This window comes from Belnapia sp. F-4-1 (assembly GCF_000802185.1).
In the GTDB taxonomy this organism is placed as follows: domain Bacteria; phylum Pseudomonadota; class Alphaproteobacteria; order Acetobacterales; family Acetobacteraceae; genus Belnapia.
Genome location: NZ_KN676113.1, coordinates 2,265,792 through 2,282,230 on the forward strand (window position 1 = coordinate 2,265,792; position 16,439 = coordinate 2,282,230).

Sequence of the window (16,439 nt, forward strand, 5' to 3'; positions counted from 1 at the left end):
CTGCTGGGCGAATCGCCCGTGCCGGTCTGGAGCATGCCCGGCTCCGCCCTGCTCGGCCGCGCGCTGGCCCGGGCGGGAGTCGGCGACATCGCCGCCTGGGACGGGACGCCGACGCATGGCGGGCTTCTCCTGCTGCGGGCCGATCATGTCTACGATGCCGCCCTGGTCGTTGGCCTGGCACGCAGCCCTGGCGTGCTGCTCTGCCGGCCGGAGGATGGCCGCCCGGTCGCTGCGCATCTGCCGGCGGGGACCGCCGCGGGCCCGGTCGCCGAGGCGCTGGAGGCCGGACGCGCGCCCGGGGATGCTGCCTTTGCCGGGTTGCGTCCCGTGGCGCCTGCCGCGCTGACGGACAGCTACAACCGTGCGCTGCGCAAGCGGGGCAATCCCTACCTGCTGCGCCTCGGCCTCGAGACCCGCAGGGCCGTGGAATGGGAGATGTTCGGCGGCTCCTACAAGGGCGTTACCGATGCCATCACCAAGCATGTCTGGCCCCGCCCGGCCTTCCACGTGGTGCGCGCCTGCGCCGCGCTGGGCATCACCCCGAACCAAGTGACGCTGGTCAGCCTCGTGCTGGTCTTCCTCGCGCTCTGGCTCTTCGCCGAAGGGGCCTTCCTGGCCGGGTTGCTGGCGGCCTGGGTGATGACCTTTCTCGACACCGTGGACGGCAAGCTGGCGCGGGTGACGCTGACCTCGACGCCCTTCGGCAATGTCTTCGACCATGCGATCGACCTGATCCATCCACCCTTCTGGTGGCTGGCCTGGATTCTGGGGTTGCAGGCGGCGGGCATGCCGCTCGCGCAACCCGTCACGGTGGCGGTGATTGTCTTCGGTGGCTACGTGCTCCAGCGGCTGCAGGAGGGGCTGTTCCTCGCCCTGTTCGGCATGGAGATCCATGTCTGGCGGCGTTTCGACAGCCTCTTCCGGCTGGTGATCGCGCGTCGCAACCCGAACCTGGTGCTGCTCACCCTGGGCACGCTGATCGGGCGGCCGGACATCGGCATGCTGGCGGTGGCCGCCTGGACCGTCTTCGGCTGCATCGAGCAGGTGGTGGTGACGGTGCAGGCGGGCTTGGCACGACGCCGGGCGCCGCTGCGCTCCTGGCTCGAGCAATGAGCGGGGCCGGCAGCGCCCGGCGCATCGGCATCATCAGCAATCCGCTGAGCCGGATGCTGCGCAAGGGGCGGGGCGGGCTCGGTGCCCAGGCAACTGGGCTGCCGCGGGCTGCGCCCACCACCCCGGCGGAACTCCGCACCGCCCTGGCCGGCTTCGCGGCGCAGGGGGTGGACCTGCTGGCCGTGCAGGGCGGGGACGGCACGTTGCGTGAGGTCCTCACCGCGCTGCCGGCTGCTTTCGGCGACCATCCGCCCGACGTCGCCCTGCTGGCGACGGGGAAGACCAACTTGGCCGCCCAGGTGCTGGGCAGCGCCGGCCCGGGGGAGGCGGCGCTGGCGCGGCTGCTGCAGGCGGCCGGGCGCGGCACGCTGCGCCGCCGGCTGCTGCCGGTGCTGGAGGTCGCCCGGCCTGGGCTGCACGACGCCCCGCCATTGAACGGCCTGCTGTTCGGTGCCGGCGCCTTCACCGAGGCGAAGCTGCTGGCGGACCGGGCGTTGCACCGGCGCGATATTCATGACCGGCTGACGGTGCTCTTGGCCCTGGCCGGCGTGGCATTGCGGAGTGTGTGGGGGCGCGACGCTTCGCTGCGGACCGGCGCCCCCATGGAACTGGCGCCGGATGATCTGTTGCCGCGGGAAGGGCATCGCTTCCTGGTTCTGGCGACGCCGCTCGACCAGCTGATGCTGGGGCTATGGCCCTTCTGGGGAGAAGGCCCGGGGCCAGTGAGGTGGCTCGATGTCGCGGCGCCGCCGCAGCGGCTTGCGGCAGCACTCTGGGCCAGCGTCCAGGGGCGACCGCGGTCCTGGATGCCGGCGGCCGGCTATCGCAGCGGCAATGCGAGCCGGCTCGCCATCCGGCTCGGCGTGCCCTTCGTGCTGGATGGGGAGGTGTTCGAGCCAGGACCGGAGGGGCTGGTGCTCTCCGCCCCGGGCCGGGTCGCCTTCGTGACGCCGTGACGCCCGCAGGCCCCGCCAGGCTCGAGGCGCTGGTCGCCGCCGAACTTGCGGCACCTGCCGAACCGGGTGCCGCCATGCTGGCCGCCCGGCAGCTTGCCGAGGATATCCTGGCCCGGCATCGCGTCGGGGTGGAGGCGGTGCTGTTCTACGGCGCCTGCCGGCTCGACGACGATCCGACCGGGCTGCTCGACCTTTACGTGCTGACCAGCGGCCACCGGGCATTCCATCGTCGTTGGCTGCCGGCGCTGTTCAATGCCCTGCTGCCGCCGACGGTCCTGCATTGGCGCAGCGACGGCCTCGCCGGCCCGATCCGTGCCAAGGTGGCGGTGTTGACGCTTCGCCAGTTCGAGCGGCGGCTGCGGCCGGCATCACTGGACACGACGATCTGGGCCCGCTTCTGCCAGCCATCAACCCTGATCCATGCGCGCGATGCCGCTGCGCGGCACAGGGTGGAACAGGCCGTGGCGCAGGCCCTGACGACAGCCGGGCTCTGGGCGGTGCGGCTCGGTCCACCGGCCGCGACGCCGGTGGAGTATTGGCGCGGCCTCCTGGCTCGTACCTACGGCGCCGAACTCCGCGTCGAGCGCGGCAACCGATCGGAGCGGCTGCTGGCTGCCTCACCCGGCTGGTACGGCCCGGCCCTGATCCTGGCCCTGACGCGGCTCGGCCTGGCCACCGCCGCGGATGCCGAAGGACGGCTGCGGCCCGGCCAAGTCGGAGATTTCGCATTTTCCTGGGCGGTTCGGCGTGCTTGCGGCAAGACGCTGAACGTGATGCGCCTGGTCAAGGCCGCATTCACCTTCGACGGCGGCCCGGACTACTTGACGAGCAAGATTGCCCGCCATGCAGGGGTTACGATCGAGCTGACCGGCTGGCAGCGCCGCCATCCCGTGCTGGCGGCGCCGATCCTGCTGTGGCGGCTACGGCGGGACGGGGCGGTGCGCTGACAGATGCCGGACAGCCTCCCGCCTAGCTACTCCGCCGCCGCCATCCCAGCAGCGATCAGCCCCAGCCGCTGCCCGGTCTGGGTGAATGCGGCGATGGCGGTGTCGATCTGGTCCGGGGTCAGGGCGGCGCTGACGCTCATGCGCAACAGCGGCTTGCCACCCGGGGTTGCCGGCCCGAGCGCCAGGTTCGTATAGACGCCCGCGTCCAGCAGCTGGTTCCAGAAGCGGATCGCCGTCTCCCGATCCGGCATCGGCAGGGACACGATCGGGCTCGGCATGGCGCCAAGCGCGAAGCCGGCGGCGGCCAGCCCTGCGTGCAGACGCTGGCCGTTCCGCCGCAGGATATTGCGCAGCTGCGGCTGGGCTTCCATCGCCTCAATGGCCTGGGATACCGAGGCGACGATCGAAGGCGGCAGGGAGGCGGTGAACATGTAGGCCCGGGCCGCAACCCGCAGCGCGCCGAAATCGTCGAGGTCGAAGGCGCAGAAGCCGCCGATCGCGCCCAGGCTCTTGCTGAAGGTGCCGACGACGAAATCGATGTCTGCCTCCACGCCTTCCGCCTCGGCGAGGCCGCGGCCATGGGCGCCGAGCACGCCAAGGGAATGCGCCTCATCCACCAGCAGCCACGCACCGGCCTCGCGCTTCACCTCGACCATCTCGCGCAGCGGCGCGGTGTCGCCGAGCATGCTGTAGATACCTTCGAGGACGATCAGCTTCTCGCCCGGCTGGTCGGCGAGCAGGCGCAGGCGGCGCCGAAGGTCGTCCGGGTCATTGTGACGGAACCTGGTGACCTGCGCATTGCCGAGCTTCGCGCCATCATAGATGCTCGCATGGCTGTCGGCATCCAGCAGCAGGTGGTCGCCGCGCCCGGCCAGCGCGGAAAGCGTGCCGAGATTGGCCTGGTAGCCGGTGGTGAAGACCATTGCATGCCGTCGGCCGAGAAAGCGTGCCAGCCGCTGCTCCAGCGCCGCGTGGCCGCCATAGGTGCCGTTGGCGATGCGCGAGCCGGTGGTGCCGGTGCCCTGCGCCATGGTCGCCGCGACCGCGCTGTCGATGCAGTCCTGATCGAAGGTCAGGCCGAGATAGTTATTGGTGCCCAGCAGCAGGACGCGCTTCCCGTCGAGGATTGCCTCCGTCGCCGACAAGATGGCATCGAAGGCGACGCCGAAGGGATCCCGCCCAGCGGCGGTGACCGTCGCAAGGTCGGAGCGCAGGGCGCGGAATCTGGCCAGCATCGGTCAGGCGGCCTTGCTGGTGCTACGGGTCAGCACGCCGACAAGATCGCCGATGGTCTCGATCTCCGCCATACCATCCATCGGGATAATGGTGTCCAGTCGCGTCTCAAGCTGCATGATGAAGTCGAGGGCAGTGACTGAATCGAGGCTCAAGTCATGCAGGAGACTTGTCTCCAAGGTTATGGGTACCGTCCGCTTGCCCAGCTCCTCCAACGCGCCCGTGATCTCGCGCAGCACTAGTTGCTCATCCGACATACCTCGGTCTCCCTGGCACACCTCGGTTTCCCGATCGAATGTATTAGATGGGTCATTGAGGTGTAACCCCAACGTCTTCTGGAGGAGGACATGAGGGACTTGCGGCCAGCGCAGGGCGGGACGACCGGTATGGCAACAATGCCACGCGGCAGGCCCGTACCTGTCTTTCGCCTCCCGTTACGGCGCGACCGGACACATATGGAAGCCGGTGATGATGAGTGCTCCCTGCATCCGGCATGGCGAGATTTGCAAAAACAAGGATTGCGAAAAGCGATGCGCCCGTTGCGTCCGTGTCAACAGGCACGATCGAATGTTACTCCAGACCTCGTTTGCGGCGGGCGGAAGCTGGTGCGGCTGCCCTCGCTCAGCAGGCTCGGCCTGGTGGTTCTGGGCTTCCTGGCCAGTTGCGCAGAGGCGGGGCTGGTATCCCACCAAAGGATGCCGGACCGGGCAGGGGGCGGCGAGGCTGCTTCCGCCACGTCTGCGCCTTCCGTAATCTGGTATGAGGGGCAGCGGGTGCCGGGCGGCGCGGATTCCACCTGTTCCGGCAGGTCGCAAAAGGTCTGGTTCCGGGTCGAGGGCGGCTTGGTCGAGATGCGCTCGTCACGGCACCGAGGCCTGGCGGCCTCGAAGCCGATGCTTGCCGGCACGGTTTCTCCGGATGGAGAGATGGCACTGCGCTCGGTTGGAGCGGCCCGCTCCGCCGTCGGGCGGATCCAGGGCGACCACCTGACCGCATCGGACGTGCCGGACCTGATGGTGCTGGGGAGGACGCGTGGGACCTGCGGGTTTCGGTATGAGGCAACTCGCCGGTAGCGCCTGAACAGCTGGCACCGGCTTTCATGCGGGAGCCGCGGCCTTGACCAGGCCGAGGCTCGCCCACCAGCCCAGCATATCGCGTAGACCCGCCTGCAGCGAAATGCGGGGCGCCCAAACCAGGCTGGGCAACTGCCGCTCGGCACTCGACCCCCAGTTCCGGTGCAGGAGTTCGCGCGCCTTGTCGCGCCCGAACAGGCTGGGTCGCCCGGTTATCGACGACCAGGCATCGGCCGCTGCTCCGCTCGCCAGCAACATCGCATCGGGCACCGGCACGAAACGTGGCTCACGCTGCAGCATTGCGCAGAGCCGGCACAGGATCTCGCGCCAGCCGTATCCGCCTACATGCTCGTCCGCGACCTCGAAGACCGCCCTCGAAGGCCCGGCAAGGCAAACGCCGGCGATGGCCGTGGCGACGTCCTGCGCATGGACGAAGCTGATGTGCGGCTCCGGAGCGCGGGGTACCGGTATGATCGGGGCAGAGACCAGTCGACGGAGCGCAAGGCCTTCGCGGTCGCCGGGTCCGTAGATGACACCGGGCCGCAGCACCACCCAGCTGGCCTTCTCGCCAAGGGCGGCAATCGCCGCCGCCTCGCCGGCCTGCTTGCTTTCGGCATAGGCCGACAGATGCGGCTCTCGCGCCGCAAGGGAGGAGATCAGTACCAGGCGCGCCCCAGGTGCGGACGCGGAGGTTGCGGCGGCCAGCCGGGCGCTGCCATCGCGGTTCACCTCAAGGAAATCCGCCCGCCGCCTGGCTTTGGTGAGGCCGGCAAGATGCACGACCGCCGTCGCCCCCCGAACCAGACGCTGCAGCGCTTCCCCATCCGCAAGGTCGCCGCGCACCAACTCCACGGATCGGGCCGGCGGAAGTGGCGCGGCACCGCCCCGGACCAGGACGCGTAGCCGCCAGCCTTTGTCCGTCAGTGTGTCGAGCACATGGCGCCCCAGGAATCCGGTCGCGCCGGTGACCGCAACCAGCGGAGCTTCCGTCATTGAGCAGCCGGCTCCAGGACGGGTGCGGGCGTGGTGAAAGCACCTGCCAGATAGCGTGCGCGCGCCGCCACGCGACTGAGCTTGCCTGAGGAGGTGTGCGGCAGGCTGCCGGGAGGGGCCAGAACGATGCGAGCCTCCAGCCCATGCCGCGCGCGTAGCGTGCCTGCGGCATCGGCCACCAGCTTCGCGCGCGCGTCGGTGTCGGACAAGCCACGTGCTTCGATCAGCATCACGACCTGCTCCATTCCGTCTTCTTCAACGGCGAATGCAGCGGCGTCGCCGGTGCGGACAGAGGCCACGGCTTGCTCGACCGACCATTCCAGGTCCTGCGGCCAGACATTTCGGCCGTTCACGATGATCAGATCCTTGGCGCGCCCGGTAATTACCAGCTGGCCGTTCAGGAGATAGCCGAGGTCGCCCGTGTCAAGCCAACCATCGGATGTGAGGGCGGCTGCGCTTTCCTCCGGCTGCCGATCATAGTCACTCATCAGTCCTGGCCCGCGGACCAGTATCCGCCCCACCTCGCGCTCAGGCAGCGATCGCTCGGGCCAGGGGAAGCCGCCGGCCTGCCGTATCTCCACCTCCGTCCCCGGCACTGGCAGCCCACATAGGGCGAAGGCGCGCGTGCGCTGGCTGCCGGTTGTGGCCGGCTTGGCGATGCCCTCGCGCTCGAGCTGGTCGAGATCCACGGTATCGGTGGCGACACCGGTCTCGAGCGGTGCGAAGCTGACCGCCAATGTCGCCTCCGCCATGCCATAGCTCGGCACGAAGGCCTTCGCGCGGAAGCCTTCGGCGGCGAAGCTTTCCGCAAAGCGGGCGAGCACGGGGGCGCGGATCATGTCGCCACCGATACCAGCGACGCGCCAGGCGGAGAGGTCAAGCGGCGGGCCCTTCGCCATGCCGAGCCGCGCCCGGCGGACGCAAAGTTCGTAGCCGAAGCTTGGGCTGTAGGAGAGCGTGCCGCGATTGGCGGACAACAAGCGCAGCCAGACATGCGGCCGTCGCGCGAATTCATGGGAGGAAAGGAAATCGACCGTTACCTGGCCGGCAAGCGGCGCCAGCATGAAGCCCACCAGCCCCATGTCGTGATAGAGCGGCAGCCAGGAGACCGCGCGGTCTTCCGGCACCACGCGCAGGCCATGCCGCAGAATCGCCCCGATATTGGCCATCAGCGCCCGCTGAGTGACCGCGATGCCTGCGGGGAAACGGGTGCTGCCGGAGGAGAATTGCAGATAGGCAGTCTCGTCTGCCTGTATGGACCTCAAGACCCGGCCGTCGTCAGGACCGTCCGGCAGCGCGGCGATGCTGCCGAAGGCCTTCAGCCCGGCCTCTTGCGCGAGGGGCGCCAGCCAGTCCCTCATGGTTTCCGGTACGAAGAGAGCCGATGCATGGCAGGCAAGGACCAAGCGACGGATGTGCTCGACATAAACCTCGCGGCCACCGAATGCCGCGGGCAACGGCACCAGCGCTGGGACCAAGCCTGCGTATTGGCAGCCGAAGAACGCCGTAATCACATCAGGATGGGTTTCGGCAACGATCGCAACCCGATCGCCGCGCCGAAGTCCAGCGTGCAACAGGCGGCGCGCTATAGCGAGAGCGTTCTGGCGCAGCAGCCGATAGGGCAGAACCTGCGTGACCACGCCACGGCCGTCGTGGAAATTAAACCCGGTGATGCCCCCTGCGGCGTAATCCAGAGCCTCTGGCAAGGTCGCAAAGTTGCCGAGCCGCTGAGGGCAGACGTTCAAGGTCGGAAGCAGCGAGAGACTCATTCAATTTCCCCCCGCGATGGCGGCAACCGCGGGGTCGCTCCAGGCACGCACTAGCAGTTCGGCGGAAGCAAGATCCTCTGCATAGTCGATCTCGCCCCAGGCATGACCTTCGATCGATCTCGCCTGCACGACGCCAGTCTGTGCCAAGGCGTGGATGACCGACAGGTACCAACGGCCGAGCCCGTCCGGCTGCCGCAGCGCCGCTTCAAGCCCAGCCGCGAACATTTCTCCTCCATCCTGGCGAAACTTCAGCATGCCGATTGATTCGCCATGGATGCTGCCAACCGGCAGCGTCTTACCGATAGCCGTCAGCCGCGTTCCATCCAGTGAGACCTTCATATCGTCGGCATCGTAGGTGGGCTTGCGGTCGATTGTGACTGTGATTGGATGCTCCGGTGCTGCGAGCAAATGCCGTAGCACCGAGGTCTCGAACAGCGTGTCACCGTTCAGCAGAACGGTTTCAGCGGTCTGCAGCAGATCACGAACGAGAAAGCAGCTGCCGATATTCTCAGCCACACCGAAGAAAGGGTTGAAGACCGTGCGGACCGTGGTGTGAGCCGGGGTGATGCTGTGAACCAAATGCTCTACAGCCTCGGCCTCAAATCCCGTGACAAGCGTGATGTCCTTGATGCCAACGGCAGCTAGCCCACGGATCTGCCACTCCAGGATGGAACGTCCGGCGACCGGAAGAAGGCATTTCGGAACCCGTTCTGTCAGCGGGAGCAAGCGTCGACCTTGGCCGGCACATAAGATAATGGCCTTCAAATCTCTATCCTCTCATCTGGTTAATTAACGACTGACAATGCCTTGTTGAAGAATTGTCGCAAGGCACTGCTTGCTTCCGAGACCTTGTTACGACTGTCGCCCGCTGGTTGGCGTCGAGTGGAGTGAGGTCGAAGCGCCTCCCATCCACCCTGCGAAGGCACCCGGGACACCGTTCCAGGCAAACGTCGCTCGGCGCCGCCACATCCCGAAGCAGCGAAGCCGCGTGACGAACTGGACCGAGGACAATGCGAGCCTACGCGCCCATGGCAGCTTGACCCTGTGGTGCACGCTGGAGGCGGCCGCAGCCAGGACGGTTGAGTTGCGCACCGGTAAGGACCCCGACGACGGCCCTCTGCTCAACCCGGTCGTTAGTCCCGTGGCGTCTTTCATTGAAGATGGCGCCTACGATCGGAAGAACGTCTACGCCGAAGCCGCGGCGCGCCATCTCAAGGGGGCTGTAGTCGTGCCGTCGCGCGCAAGCACGGTGCCGTGCGCAGCCGCAGAGACCGGCCCGATACCGAGAGACCGCCATCAGCGGTTCATCGCCAAGCGCGGCCGCATTGGCTGGCAGCGGGCGTCGGGGGTACGATTGGCACGCTCTGGTGGAATTAGGCATTGCACTATTGAAGCGGAGCGTCGGTGATGGCCTACGCTTCCGAACCATAAAGCGGCAGGCAGGCGAGGTGGTGATCACTGGGACCTGCTGAAGTTCATACTTAACATGGGGTATCCAGAATACGTGGGCATTGCGTAACCCCGGAACAAGGTCGTCCTCAGCGTGCCTGCACCATCGAACCGTGCAGCCTGTTCGTTGAAAGTGCGCGCCACGAAGCAACCTGTTGTGTATGCGAGACTAAAACGCGGGTTCCAGCGTCAGATCCCGCCATTGGCTCCCGTCGAGAACAGGCGCGTGGCGGTTGGCGGAATTCCGCATTGGCCGAAGTTCACGCCTGTCAGCGTGCTGGACTCCTCCCAGAGCCGGCTTGCGGCTTTCAAATCCAGCGACCGCGGCGGAGGCTTCGCGTCCGCTGGATAGCCGCGTGTCTCGCTCATCCTATCCGGGCCATAGTAACCGGCCTTCTGCGCGTTGGGCGACGTTGCCGCAAACAACGTGGTTAGCGCCCCTTGCGCAGCCGGCTGAAACAGGAACCACAGCAGCGAGCGCGCCAGGCCCTGGACGCTGAACCGGCCCGGTGCGTTGTGCAGAAGGGCGGTTCGCGAGATGCCGGGATGCGTGGCGATGCTTGTGACGCCCCAGCCAGCGGCGTCGCTGCGGCGCTGGAGTTCGAAGGCGAACATCAGGCAGGCGAGCTTGGACTGACTGTAGGCTCGCATGGGTCTGTAGCCGCGCTCGGACTGCAGGTCATCGAAATCGATGGCACCTGAGCGGGCAGCGATGCTGGAGAGCGTCACGACCCGCGGGTCCTTGCCGCGTCCAAGTAGCGGCAGAAGATAGGCTGTCAGAGCAAAGTGGCCGAGGTAGTTGGTGCCCATCTGCAGCTCGAAGCCATCAGCCGTAGCCTCACGGCGCGGCGGCGTCATCACGCCCGCATTGTTGATCAGGACGTCGATACTCCTCCGTCCGGCATTGAGCCGATCGCCGCAGGCGACGACCGAGGCGAGGTCTCCCAGATCAAGGGCCTCAAAGGCCACCGTGGCGCTTGGCACACTCTCCTTGATTCGTTCCACGGCCTCGGCACCCCGGGCAGGGTTACGCCCGGCGATGATCACGTCGCCCCCAGCGCGTGCGAACGCCAACGCAGTTTCGAAACCGAGACCGCCGGTGCCGGTCACAACAGCCGTGCGGCTGTGCTGAGACGGAATATCTCGGCTGGTCCACTTTCTGAGCATCGTCCATCTTTCCTCATTCTTGCCTGTTGAGGGGGGCGCGCGGGTGGCTCAAGGACCGGGCAAACCGCTACGCGTGCGGCGCTCGCTGGTGGTCCCGGAAGGCCGGTTCATGCCGCTGCTGGAGGAAGCACGACCAGAGCCTGCAACCCGCCGTCGGCATGGTTCTGCAGCGTGAGGTCCCCACCATGGGCGCGTACGATGCTGCGTGCCGAGGTGAGGCCCAGCCCCATGCCTCCGGTGCTTGGCTGACGGGCCTTGCTGAGGCGACGGAAGGGCAGGAAAACCTGCTCCAGCTTGTCATCATCGATGCCGGGTCCACGATCGCAGACTGTCACCTCTGCACCCTGCTCTGTCATGCGAAGAGCAACGCTCGGACACGTAGCGTGCCTGATGGCATTTTCCACCAGGTTCACGAAGACTCGGCGCAGCGCGTGAGGACGCCCGGTCCATCTCGCGTGATCCGGTCCGACATAAGCAATCTCGACGCCCTGGTCGCCGTAGTCGTCCGCGATGGTTTTCAGCAGCTCCGCCAGATCGAAGCTTGTCGCATGCTCGTGTCCTGCGTCGTCGCGGAAGAAGGCCAGCGCGGACTCCACCATGCTCTGCATCTCGTCCACGTCCTGGAACAACTTCCGCTGCTGCAGGGAATCTCCCATCAGCTCGGCCCGAAGCCGCATCCGGGTCAGCGGCGTGCGCAGGTCGTGCGATATGGCAGCCAGCATTGTGGTGCGGTCCTCGACGAAGCGGCGGATCTGCGCCTGCATGGCGTTGAAGGCGCTGATCGTCTCGCGCAGTTCCTTCGGACCTTGCAAGGGAATGGCCGGCGCCCGCGGGTCCGCACCGAACCGCCGCACGCCCGCCGCGAGCCTCTCGACTGGCGATGCCATGGTGCAGGCTGCAGTTGTCGCGAGAACGATGCACGACAGCACGGCGAAGAGTCCGATCAGAATCCAGCGGTAGGGCATGGAAATGCCCCAACTTCGTTCAGCGGCGGCAAAGGTCAGCCAAGTGCCGTCACTCAGCCGCACGCTCATGAAATACCGGCTCCCATCGCGCAGGAGCTCGTCTACGCGAGGTGATGATTTCACCTCTGGCATGTCGTCGCGGAAGAAGAGGACGGTCCTGGCCGGATCGTCGAGTACCCTTCTGAAAGCTGCGCTGCCAGTCTTGTAGGTCGTTTGAAGGCGCTCGCTCGGTTCCACCGGGGAGGCCGCGTACCAGGCGACATCATAGGCGGGCGTACCCGCCGAGGCTGCAAGGGTCTCCCGGATCTCCGGCGGCTGTGCCTCGATGATCCGCACCGTCGCTGCCGCTGCATCGAGCATTCCGCTCTTTTCGAAGGACGGCCGGCCCCACACTCCTGACACGCCGACGAAGATCCCGTTCATCAAAAGCGTTGCAAGAATGGCCAGCAGAATGGTGAGGCCGAACCGGTTCGCAATGGTGTCGTGCATCCAGCGTCGCGGGCTCATGACCGGGACACCGCAGCCGTCAGGATGTAGCCGCCGTTGCGGACAGTTCGGATCAACTCCGGGCTCCTGGGTGAATCTTCGAGCTTCCGCCGGAGGCGGCTGACCTGCACGTCGATGCTGCGGTCGAAGGCTGCATGGCTCTCGCCACGCGCGAGGTCCATCAGCATGTCCCGCGTCAGCACGCGCTGCGGGTGTTCGGCGAAGGCAAGGAGGAGATCGAACTCGCCGCTCGATAACGGCACGAGGGTGTTGTCTTCCGATCGCAGCTCCCGCCGGGCGATATCGAGACGCCATCGCCCGAAGGACAGCATGGGCCGCGTCTCCTTGGGTCTGGAAACGGCACTGCCGTCACCGCGACGAAGCACGGCCTTGGTCCGGGCCAGAAGCTCGCGGGCATTGAAGGGCTTTGTGATGTAGTCGTCAGCTCCGATCTCCAGGCCGATGACCCGTTCCATATGGTCGCTTACCGCCGTGAGCATGATCACCGGCACGGAAGAGCTCGTGCGCAGCCGGCGGCAAAGGTCGAAACCGCTCTCATCCGGCAGCATCACGTCAAGGACGACCACATCCACGGCTCGCTCCTCCAGAATGGTGAACATCTCCGTTCCGTCCCGCGCGACCGAAACCCTGCAGCCATGGTTCTGAAGGAACTGGGTGAGGAGCGTCAGGATGTCCTCGTCGTCATCCACAATCAGGATATGCGGCATCGGCGTCATGGCCCTCCCTATCACCTCGAGCCCGCGGGATTATGACTGTAATTCGAGCCGTTTGTTTCCGCTTGGACACAAGGTATCGGCTCGGCAAAAGAACGCTCATCATCGGGATGCATGACGCTCCTAGGGTCGCTCCAACAAATCCGGAGCCCTGCCGTGTCGCACGCTTCCCCATACGCTGATCCAATCCGGTCTTACGAACCTAGCTTGTCCACCCCGCTTGCTCCGGGACCTCACATCCGGGGCGACATGCCCGCGCTCTGGCCGGAGTGGTGCGCCGCACGCCTCGCCCGTCTTCCCTCCAGCGATTGTCAGGCAACCGCCGGTAAGCATGGCGCTCGGGCGACCGGAGCGAAGGTCCCGCGTCATGACGGCGGCTGTCCCTCTAACTGCTTCCGGCCGGCCTGATCATGGATCCACTCGGAAGCTTCATCGAATGGGCCGCGCCGGTCGGCATCGCGGGTCTGTTTGCAATTGGCGCGATGGAGCGGGTCGTCCCGGTGCTGCCATCCTACGGGCTGCTCGTCGCGATCGGGATCGGCGCCTCGGATAGCCTTTGGCCGGCACCGCTCGCCATCCTCGCGGTCACGTCCGGCAGCACGGCCGCCTGCCTGGCCTGCTACGCTCTGGTCACCACGCTCGGCGAGGCCCGCTCGCACCGGTTCCTCCACGGGTCCGCCCGTCTCCTCGGCTTTCCGCCCAACCGCTTTGCCCGTTGGGTGGACGCCTGCCGCCAGCACCAGGCGCCGATCGCTTTCGGCTTGCAACTCGTGCCGACGGCTCGGCTGCTGACACCCGCTGTTGCCGGGCTGCTGCGGACCAAGCCGCGGATCTTCCTCCTCGCCAGCGCCGCGGGGATCGCTGTCTGGAACACTCTCTTCATCGGACTCGGCTTCCTGGCTGCCCAAGCCACGCCCGAGGTCAACGCCTCCACCCTCGCTCTCAAGCTCCTGACAGGCCTGATCGCCGTTGAGGCGCTCGCAGTCCTCGCTTGGCGGCGCCTACGCAACACGGCACCGGGCCAAACCTCCATCCATTCCTGAAAGACCAAGCATCATGAGCTTTGCCACCATCAGTGACACCTACGATTTCTTCCGCGCCTGGCTTGGCGATCCCTTGCGTGTCGCCGCCATTGTGCCCTCCGGTCGGGCTCTGGCTCAGGCCATTACGGCCGAAATTTCCGCTGACACCGGCCCCGTTATCGAGCTCGGTCCGGGGACCGGCTCCTTCACCCGTGCACTCATCCGGCGTGGCGTCCGGGAGGATGACCTCGCCCTCATCGAGTTCGGCTCGGAGTTCGCGTCGTCGCTGCAGCTCCGCTATCCCCGCGCTCACACCATCTGGATGGACGCTTCCCGCCTCCATGCGGTGCAACTTTTCGGCGGCCGTCCGGCCGGCGCTGTCGTCAGCGGCCTACCCGTCCTTTCGACGCCGATCCGCAAGGTGATGGGCATCCTGGAAGGCTCCTTTGCAAAGATGCGACCGGGCGGCGCCTTCTACCAGTTCACTTACGGACCGACCTGCCCCATCCCGCGCACGCTGCTGGATCGTCTTGGCCTGAAGGCGATGCGCGTCGGCGGCACCCTTGCCAATGTGCCGCCGGCCTCAGTCTACCGGATCCGCCAGCGCCAGCCCAGGCGGTCACGTCTCGTGTGGTGATATAGGAGTAGCGCTGCGGCTCGAGGCGCGAGAGCTGAATGTATTTCAGCCCGCCGAGAGGTTCCGTCCGCAAGGCAGAATCGGCAGAGCCGACCAGTCCTCCTGCCAGCGATTGGGCTGGATGGCCGGGCGGGTGGCCCCCTGCGCCGCCGCCCCAGCGGCCAGGAGCGTGGCGAGCGGGGCAGGGAGGAGATGCCGCGCCGCGCCGGCACCCCGCCAAGTGTCCTGACCGCGAAGTTCCTACGATCACATAGCTGATCGCAGGAAGCGGCGGTGGGCAAGCCTGCGGTGTCGATTGCGTTGAGCGCGGCTGAGCGGTGCGAGCTGGAGTCGCTGGCGCGGGCTCACAAGACGGGCCGGGCAATGGTACGGCGGGCCCGGATCGTGCTGGCAGCGGCGGCGGGGCCGGAGAACAAGGCAATCTGCGCCGGGGTCGACGCGGACGCGAACACGGTGGGCGAGTGGCGCCGCCGCTTTGCCGAGCATCGGCTGAACGGGCTGTTAGCCTACTGGAACAGAACGGCGGGTGAACCGTCCAGCACCGCTACATAAGCCTTGACGTTGGTCCTCATCAACGATGCTCCAACTGCCAGTCTGTCCGCCGTGGTGGCCTGACCGCGGCTCAACGCCACCCAGGAGCCCCGGCCGCTCCTACATCACCATACGGGACACGACCCGGCCATCGGCAGGCCCAAGTCGGGCTGCTTCAACACCGCCACAAGTTTCTCCACGAGAAATCGCCGTTTCATAGCCAATCTCCATATTCAGCATGAGGAATCCGCCGAGAAATTAACACCAGAGCCGGCCCATTTTCGCCGTGTCACCTCACAGCTCCAGCGGCCACTTGACCACAATAGGAGCCTCATCAGCTCTCGGCTTCGGTGACGCCGAGATCATGCACCTTCTTACGGATGTGGGGCGGCGCGCGGCTTCTGAATTCGATGCGGCTTCTGCTAGTCTCCCAGCACCCCGTCCCAGCAGGATCGCGCCGATCGTCACACGCCTGCCCCCACTCCGTAGCCTCCGCGCCTTCGAGGCCGCCGGGCGTCGCCAGAGCTTCACCGCCGCTGCCGAAGAACTCGGGGTGACCCCCGGCGCGATCAGCCACCAGATCCGCCACCTGGAAGAATTCCTCGGTGCGCGCCTGTTCGACCGTCAGCACCGCGAGGTGGTGCTGACGCCTCAGGGCAAGGCCTATCTGCGCTCGATTGGGGAGGCGTTCCGCCGGATCGAGGACGACACGCGTGTGCTCTTCTCCGCGAACGATCCGGCGAGTGTTCGCGTCTATGCCTCAACGAACCTTGCGATGCGCTGGCTGGTGCCGCGCCTGCCGCGCTTCATCGAGCGCCACCCGTCGATCACCCTGGAGCTCAGCTCCGAGATCGGCCCACCCCCTTCGCTGGAGCCCCGGCGCTTCGACGTGGCGGTCACCCATGGCCCGGCGCCCTTGGCGAAGACCGAGCCGACGCGGCTATTCGACGGGCGGCTGGTGCCGGTGTGCAGTCCCCGCTACCTCGCCGGCCGCGCCCCGATCACGCATCCCGCGCAGCTTGATCCGCTCAGCATGATCCACTCGCGCAAGCGCAAGGGGGACTGGCGACGCTGGCTGCGGCTTGCGAAGGTGCCGGGTATCGACCCGAGCCAGGGCATCAAGTTCGAGGACATGAACCTGGCCTATATCGCGACCATCTCCGGTATGGGCGTGATGCTGTTCTTCGCCAACCTGATCGCGGAGGATCTCCGCGCTGGGCGCCTGATCATGTTGTTCGATCTGGCGCTGACGGATGAGCCGGACTGGCTCCTCTATGCCACGCCCGCGCCGGAGCGAAGTCGGGCGAGCGCGCTGCTGCGCGACTGGCTGGTTGCCGAGGCGCAGCGCGAGCACTGAACCCCAG

At 66.8% G+C, this 16,439-nt stretch carries 16 protein-coding genes; 8 read left to right on the forward strand and 8 right to left on the reverse strand.

Features of this window, described 5'->3' with window-relative positions:
- Positions 1 to 18 precede the first annotated feature (18 nt).
- From LH62_RS10945 to LH62_RS10955, 3 genes are read left to right on the forward strand one after another with little or no spacing between them, the layout of a single operon-like run.
- Entirely contained in the window at positions 19 to 1,113 is a 1,095-nt protein-coding gene (locus LH62_RS10945; protein WP_043361253.1) for a CDP-alcohol phosphatidyltransferase family protein, read from the forward strand.
- Positions 1,110 to 2,069, forward strand: a complete 960-nt coding sequence (locus tag LH62_RS10950) for a diacylglycerol kinase family protein (RefSeq protein ID WP_043361256.1) — start codon at positions 1,110 to 1,112, stop codon at positions 2,067 to 2,069. Before LH62_RS10945 ends, LH62_RS10950 begins: the two co-directional genes overlap by 4 nt.
- A complete protein-coding gene (locus LH62_RS10955) occupies positions 2,066 to 3,016 on the forward strand; it encodes a hypothetical protein (RefSeq protein WP_043361259.1) in 951 nt (316 codons plus the stop codon). The genes LH62_RS10950 and LH62_RS10955 overlap by 4 nt, the downstream gene beginning before the upstream one ends.
- A gap of 26 nt (positions 3,017 to 3,042) precedes the next feature.
- Here the strand turns inward: LH62_RS10955 and spt are convergent, their stop codons facing one another.
- The 5 genes from spt to LH62_RS10985 all read right to left on the reverse strand — a co-directional run bounded on the left by spt (position 3,043) and on the right by LH62_RS10985 (position 8,849).
- Positions 3,043 to 4,251, reverse strand: a complete 1,209-nt coding sequence (spt, locus tag LH62_RS10960; protein WP_052214158.1) for a serine palmitoyltransferase — start codon at positions 4,249 to 4,251, stop codon at positions 3,043 to 3,045.
- Positions 4,252 to 4,254: 3 nt separating this feature from the next.
- Positions 4,255 to 4,506, reverse strand: a complete 252-nt coding sequence (locus LH62_RS10965) for an acyl carrier protein (protein ID WP_052214159.1) — start codon at positions 4,504 to 4,506, stop codon at positions 4,255 to 4,257.
- 840 nt (positions 4,507 to 5,346) lie between these two features.
- Positions 5,347 to 6,315, reverse strand: coding sequence for an NAD(P)-dependent oxidoreductase (locus LH62_RS10975; protein WP_043361263.1), 969 nt, complete (start codon positions 6,313 to 6,315; stop codon positions 5,347 to 5,349).
- On the reverse strand, positions 6,312 to 8,084 hold the full coding sequence (locus LH62_RS10980; protein ID WP_043361267.1) for a fatty acyl-AMP ligase: 1,773 nt from the start codon (positions 8,082 to 8,084) through the stop codon (positions 6,312 to 6,314). Before LH62_RS10980 ends, LH62_RS10975 begins: the two co-directional genes overlap by 4 nt.
- Positions 8,085 to 8,849 carry an NTP transferase domain-containing protein gene (locus tag LH62_RS10985; protein ID WP_144404439.1) on the reverse strand — a complete coding sequence of 255 codons (765 nt, stop codon included), beginning with the start codon at positions 8,847 to 8,849 and terminating at the stop codon, positions 8,085 to 8,087.
- Positions 8,850 to 9,072: 223 nt separating this feature from the next.
- On the opposite strand from LH62_RS10985, the gene LH62_RS29205 reads away from it, so the two are divergent.
- Positions 9,073 to 9,492, forward strand: coding sequence for a hypothetical protein (locus LH62_RS29205; protein WP_144404440.1), 420 nt, complete (start codon positions 9,073 to 9,075; stop codon positions 9,490 to 9,492).
- A 230-nt stretch (positions 9,493 to 9,722) separates the two neighbouring features.
- On the opposite strand, the gene LH62_RS10990 is transcribed toward LH62_RS29205, so the two are convergent.
- From LH62_RS10990 to LH62_RS11000, 3 genes are all read right to left on the reverse strand, one after another.
- Positions 9,723 to 10,700 carry an SDR family oxidoreductase gene (locus tag LH62_RS10990; RefSeq protein ID WP_043361268.1) on the reverse strand — a complete coding sequence of 326 codons (978 nt, stop codon included), beginning with the start codon at positions 10,698 to 10,700 and terminating at the stop codon, positions 9,723 to 9,725.
- 107 nt (positions 10,701 to 10,807) lie between these two features.
- The gene (locus LH62_RS10995) at positions 10,808 to 12,154 is read right to left on the reverse strand and encodes a HAMP domain-containing sensor histidine kinase (RefSeq protein WP_052214170.1); all 1,347 of its coding nucleotides are present in this window, start codon (positions 12,152 to 12,154) and stop codon (positions 10,808 to 10,810) included.
- A gap of 14 nt (positions 12,155 to 12,168) precedes the next feature.
- Positions 12,169 to 12,888, reverse strand: coding sequence for a response regulator (locus LH62_RS11000; RefSeq protein WP_043361271.1), 720 nt, complete (start codon positions 12,886 to 12,888; stop codon positions 12,169 to 12,171).
- A 407-nt stretch (positions 12,889 to 13,295) separates the two neighbouring features.
- Between LH62_RS11000 and LH62_RS11005 the strand changes: the two genes are divergently transcribed.
- The 4 genes from LH62_RS11005 to LH62_RS11020 all read left to right on the forward strand — a co-directional run bounded on the left by LH62_RS11005 (position 13,296) and on the right by LH62_RS11020 (position 16,432).
- A complete protein-coding gene (locus LH62_RS11005; protein ID WP_043361272.1) occupies positions 13,296 to 13,928 on the forward strand; it encodes a DedA family protein in 633 nt (210 codons plus the stop codon).
- A 13-nt stretch (positions 13,929 to 13,941) separates the two neighbouring features.
- Entirely contained in the window at positions 13,942 to 14,544 is a 603-nt protein-coding gene (locus LH62_RS11010; RefSeq protein ID WP_201445467.1) for a class I SAM-dependent methyltransferase, read from the forward strand.
- A gap of 273 nt (positions 14,545 to 14,817) precedes the next feature.
- Positions 14,818 to 15,096, forward strand: coding sequence for a hypothetical protein (locus LH62_RS11015; RefSeq protein WP_052214172.1), 279 nt, complete (start codon positions 14,818 to 14,820; stop codon positions 15,094 to 15,096).
- A 265-nt stretch (positions 15,097 to 15,361) separates the two neighbouring features.
- Positions 15,362 to 16,432 (forward strand): LysR substrate-binding domain-containing protein, encoded by a 1,071-nt coding sequence (locus LH62_RS11020; protein WP_144404441.1) that lies wholly within the window; start codon positions 15,362 to 15,364, stop codon positions 16,430 to 16,432.
- Positions 16,433 to 16,439: the final 7 nt, after the last annotated feature.